6 protein-coding genes are annotated in these 4,952 nt (G+C 57.5%); 3 read left to right on the top strand and 3 right to left on the bottom strand.

Going from position 1 to position 4,952, the window contains the following annotated elements; translation table 11 throughout:
* The coding region (locus tag BFQ01_RS01140) for an RHS repeat-associated core domain-containing protein (RefSeq protein ID WP_141691231.1) at positions 1 to 1,094 on the top strand (1,094 nt) is incomplete at its 5' end.
* The gene (locus BFQ01_RS31055) at positions 1,091 to 1,411 is read left to right on the top strand and encodes a contact-dependent growth inhibition system immunity protein (protein ID WP_074846518.1); all 321 of its coding nucleotides are present in this window, start codon (positions 1,091 to 1,093) and stop codon (positions 1,409 to 1,411) included. The genes BFQ01_RS01140 and BFQ01_RS31055, both read left to right, overlap by 4 nt.
* A 126-nt stretch (positions 1,412 to 1,537) precedes the next feature.
* Here BFQ01_RS31055 and BFQ01_RS01135 read toward each other — a convergent pair whose 3' ends face one another.
* From BFQ01_RS01135 to BFQ01_RS01125, 3 genes are all read right to left on the bottom strand, one after another.
* Positions 1,538 to 2,767: a M20/M25/M40 family metallo-hydrolase gene (locus tag BFQ01_RS01135; protein WP_065923927.1), complete on the bottom strand. Its 1,230-nt coding sequence runs from the start codon at positions 2,765 to 2,767 to the stop codon at positions 1,538 to 1,540.
* A gap of 46 nt (positions 2,768 to 2,813) precedes the next feature.
* Positions 2,814 to 3,872 carry a diguanylate cyclase gene (locus BFQ01_RS01130; RefSeq protein ID WP_065923926.1) on the bottom strand — a complete coding sequence of 353 codons (1,059 nt, stop codon included), beginning with the start codon at positions 3,870 to 3,872 and terminating at the stop codon, positions 2,814 to 2,816.
* A gap of 85 nt (positions 3,873 to 3,957) precedes the next feature.
* On the bottom strand, positions 3,958 to 4,590 hold the full coding sequence (locus tag BFQ01_RS01125) for a LysE family translocator (protein ID WP_065923925.1): 633 nt from the start codon (positions 4,588 to 4,590) through the stop codon (positions 3,958 to 3,960).
* A gap of 124 nt (positions 4,591 to 4,714) precedes the next feature.
* On the opposite strand from BFQ01_RS01125, the gene BFQ01_RS01120 reads away from it, so the two are divergent.
* Positions 4,715 to 4,952: winged helix-turn-helix domain-containing protein (locus BFQ01_RS01120; protein ID WP_141691230.1), on the top strand; the 238-nt coding region annotated here is incomplete at its 3' end.

The following is a 4,952-nucleotide window of genomic DNA, read 5'->3' as shown; positions in this document are numbered from 1 at the left end:
GCAACCGCCTGATGATCCAGGGCGACCGCCACTACGACTATGACGCCTTCGGCAACCTCATCCGCGAGCGGCGTGGCAAAGGCCATCAACTCGTTACCGAATACCGTTACGACTGCCAGCATCGGCTGATCGGCATCACCCAACCCAACGGCCAAACCGCCAGCTACCGCTACGACCCGTTTGGGCGACGCATCAGCAAAACCGTGGACGGCCTAACCACGGAGTTTTTCTGGCAAGGCGACAGGCTGATTGCCGAACACCATGCGGATCGCCATCGCAGCTATCTCTATGAACCCGACAGCTTTCGCCCGCTGGTTCTGTTGGAAGGCTTCGGCCCAATAGATACCAAGCCCTATCACTACCAACTCGACCACCTCGGCACGCCGCAAGAACTCACCTCTCCAGACGGCGACATCGTCTGGTCCGCCCACTACCGCGCCTACGGCCAGATCAGCCGACTCGACAAAGGCACAATCGACAACCCGCTACGTTTCCAGGGCCAGTACTTTGATCAGGAAAGCGGGCTGCACTACAACCGCCATCGCTACTACAATCCGGATATTGGGTGTTACCTGATGCCTGATCCGGTGAAGCTGGCGGGTGGGATCAACGCCTATCAGTACGTGCCCAATCCGACGGGGTGGGTGGATCCGTTAGGGTTAAGCTGTAAGATTGGAAATTGCCCGGATTCAAAAAACGATTTAACAAAAAAAGCACCTCCTGGAGTATTAACTACTCACGAGAAGGCTGGAGGACACCTGATTGAAAAACATGTCGGTCGAACAGACGAACAGTTAGCGGCAAGATTTGAATCAGAACCGCACATCCCAGCCTCATCTACCTTCAAAACTCTAGAAGAGGCTGAGGCTATAGTGTCCAAAAGCTTGACTGCACACCAGCAAGAAATAACTACATTTTTAAGTGGAAACAAGGAAAAACTCCTAATTAAAGGCAGCTCAAGTCAACCCGTAGGGGTAAGCATCCTAAATGGAGCAAAAAAATCCGTACCTGTTTATAAGTTCCTATTAGTCATAAAACGAGCTCCTAAAATGCCAGATGGCTATCTATTGCTAACAGGATACCCAGAAAAATGAATGAACCATTAACAGAGCTACAACAATTTTTTGGTGCTTACTTTAATCAGGATTGGGCGGAAGATCATTCATCGGCCGATGATGTCATCGATACATTTCTACTGGACTCGCCTAGAGAAATAATCATGACAGTAAAACAGGAAATTTTAGAGCTGATAAATTCGTATACCAATGAGCCAGATCTTCAAGAAAATTTACTGCATATACAGCACTGCTATTACTACTATCCATACCAATGGGCCTCAGGCCCGTTATGGCTAAATCACATAGTTCGAAAGTTTGATGAATATCTACAAAAAAACCAATACTCAACTTAAAAAGCAGCCGTATAACGATCTTTGCTATTAATATTTTGGCCTGCTGCGCAGTCCACGCAGGGCAAGCCTGCTCACCACAAGGAATGAAGGCTCAGCCAAATTGAATAGGTGAGCCTCCCAGCCTGATCAGCGTTTACTCAGTTCCATAATCATCCGACTCAGCAAGTAGATCCGCGGTGCAACACTCTCCACCTCCGCATACTCCTGCGGCGTATGAATATTCCCCCCTACAATCCCAAACCCATCCAACGTCGGCGTCCCCACCCCGGCGGACAAACTGGCATCCGCCGCCCCGCCGCTGCCTTCAATGGTCAACTTTTTACCCAACTCCCCATAGATCCCCTGGGCAATCGCCACCAGCTTGTCCGACTCCGGCGTCTGCGGCATGGGCGGCAGGCCGCGTTTGAGGGTGGTGGTCACTTCGGTTTCCGGGATCAGCTTGTTGGCGGAGACCCGCACCAGGTCCTTCTCGATCCGGTCGAACTCTTCCGGCAATGCCGCGCGTACGTCGGCCTTGGCGGTGGCTTGGTCGGGGATGACGTTGGTGCGGTCGCCCGCCTTGATGACGGTGAAGTTGATGGTGGTTTTTTTCTCTTCATCACCCAGCTTGCCCAACTGCAGGATCTGATGCGCGGCTTCCATGGCGGCGTTGCGCCCCAGCTCCGGGGCCACGCCGGCGTGGGCAGCTTTGCCTTTGACTTCGACCACGGCGGTGGCACTGCCTTTGCGCCACACCACCAGGCCGTCGGCTGGGCGGCCGGGTTCCAGGTTCAGCGTGACGTCGTGGGCCTTGGCGGTGTTGCGGATCAGTTCAGAGGCGATGTCGGAACCGGTTTCTTCGCTGGCATCGAGCAGGAAGGTAATCTGTGCATAGTCCTTGAAGCCCTGGTTTTTCAGGACTTTGAGTGCGTAGATACCGGCGACGATGCCGCCCTTGTCATCCATCACCCCGGGACCATAGGCGCGGCCGTCCTTGATGTGAAACGGCCGTTCGGCCGCCGAGCCTTCCTTGAACACGGTGTCCATGTGGGCCATCAGCAGGATTTTGGCCTTGCCGTTGCCCTTGAGGGTGGCGATCACATGGCTGCTGTTGGCGGCGGCATCCGGCACCCGTTCAATGGTGAAGCCCAGCTGTTTGAGTTCATCGACGGCGATGTCACTCACCTGGGTCAGGCCTGGCCCGTAGCCGGAACCCGAATCGATATTCACCAGGCGCTCCAGCAGTTTCAGGGCCGGGGCCTTGTACTGTTCGGCGTCCGCCTGGATCTGCCGGTGGGGTTCGGCGCTGTAGGCCGGGAGTGCGAAGGACAAGGCCAGCGTGGCGGCCAGGAGAGTACGCGGGAAGGTGAAGGGCATGAACCGGTCCTTGTTTTTTGTTGGGGTGCCGCCTCACCCTACCCCACTAGACCGACCGCAACCAAGTGCCGTGCACCGAACTGACCCGGTTGCGCCCGCTGCTCTTGGCTTCATACAGCGCCAGGTCTGCGTCGTTGAGCCACGTGGTGGAATCGGCGTGCCCCGGTTGATACGGCGCCAGGCCGATACTCAAGCTGGCGCGCAATGAAGGGTCCTCGGCGTACGCCAACGCGTTGAAGCGATCGCGCAAGACATCCATCACTTCCGTGGCACGGTTGAGCGGCATGCCCGGTAGGATCACGCAGAATTCATCGCCGCCGTAGCGCCCGGCCAGGTCGGTGGCGCGCAGGTTCTGGCGCAGCACTTTGCTGAGTTGGCGCAGCACGATGTCGCCGGTGACGTGGCCATAGGTGTCGTTGATAAGCTTGAAATGGTCGATGTCGATCAACGCAATCGCGGCCCCTTGCTGTTCGCGGCGGCAACGTTGGAACTCGATCTCCAGATGGTCTTTCCAGGCGCCATGGTTGAGCAGGCCGGTCAGGCTGTCGGTGCGACTCAGCGCCAGCAATTCGCGTTTGTGCCGGGCCAGGGTCACCGCCTGGCGGTAACAGATCCAACCCAGCGCCAGCGGGTACAGCATCAGAATCGGCAGGCAGGCATAGAGCTGGACCGGGGTGGTCGTGGCGATAAAGGCCGGCGTGAATATCAACAGCGACGTGCCGATGCCCAGCGCCTGCGCCGCCCACCCCGCCAGCATGAAGCGCGGACCGCCGATGGCGACGTTGTTCATGGTCATCATCGACAGGGTCGTCACACCGGGCAGCGGGTTGAAATGCATGGCCGCGACCCAGAAACCGCCGCAAAACGAATCGAACAGCAAATTGCGCCGCTCACTGCGCAGCGTATGGCTAGTACGCAACGAGCGCTGAAAGGCCACGACCGGCCAGACAAATGCATTGATCACCATCCAGGCCCACACCCATGGCGCCGGATCCAGCGGATACATGCCAAACACTACGCACACAAAACCGAGCGTCAGCCCTAAGGTGCGGGATTTATACAAACGGGTAGCGAGCGGAAATCCTTTTCCTCCGACGGCAGGCATGGAGGGCTGTAATCCTGGATGAATGCCCGGAGTCTATCAGGGCGCCAGCAATTCGCCACTACTGCTCATTCCCCATCCAAACCATTCAGTGGGGAAAACCGCGGGCCAGCATCAACGCCACACCCAGCAACAGCACCGCAGTGATCCGCTGCAACAGCACACGGCGCCTGGGGTTTTCCAGCACGTGCTTGATGCGTTGGCCGAAGTAGCAATACAGGCAACCGCTGGCAAATTGCAGCACCAGGAAGGTCGCCCCGAGGATGGCGATATCCACCGCCGAACGTTGCTCCCCTGCCCCGGCGAACTGTGGGAATACAGCGCTGAACATGATGAGGGTCTTGGGGTTGGAGAACCCGGTCAGCAAACCCTTGCCGAACAAGCGGCGTGCGCCCTCTACTCCAGCGGCCTTATCCATGGCGACACCGCTGCTGGTCCATTGTTTGTAGGCCAGGTAAAGGATGTAGACCACGCCGATTATCTGGATGCTCTGGGTGATGGCGAGATTGCCCTTGATCAGTGCCGAAAAGCCCACGGCAAAGATCAGGATCGAAATCAGGTACGACACACTGGCGCCGAATTGGGCCGGCAGCGAACTGCGCAGGCCGTCCTTTAAGCCCAAGCTCAACAGCAGCAGGGTCATAGGGCCGGGGCTGAAGGTCATGGTGGCGCAAAACAGCAGGAAGTAGAGAAACGAAGAGAGCGTCAATGCGCTGGTCATGGCCTTGGACCCAGGGTGAGAAGGCCTGCAGTGTAGGCAAGCGCCGTTGCACAAGGCAGGTAAAGTCAGGCCTAATCCGGCCAAACTTCACCGGTAAAAGCACCGGCAAACACAAGGACAGTTTATGTTTGTATCCGCCATCGCGTTCGTGGACGGCACACCCAAGGTGCAGCAGATCGTCGAGGCGTTCAGCCAGCGCATCGAGAGCGGCGAATGGGCGCCCGGCAGCAAGTTGCCGTCGGTGCGGGAGTTGACCCAGACCCTGGGCGTCAGCAAGTTCACCCTCAACGAAGCCCTGGACCGCCTGCGCGGGCGCAACCTGCTGACCTCCAGGCAGGGGCGTGGCTACTTCGTGGCGATGG

This window comes from Pseudomonas sp. 8 R 14, assembly GCF_900005955.1.
GTDB lineage: Bacteria > Pseudomonadota > Gammaproteobacteria > Pseudomonadales > Pseudomonadaceae > Aquipseudomonas > Aquipseudomonas marginalis.
The sequence above is the reverse complement of the archived record's forward strand: the minus strand, read 5'-3'. Positions and strand labels throughout refer to the sequence as shown.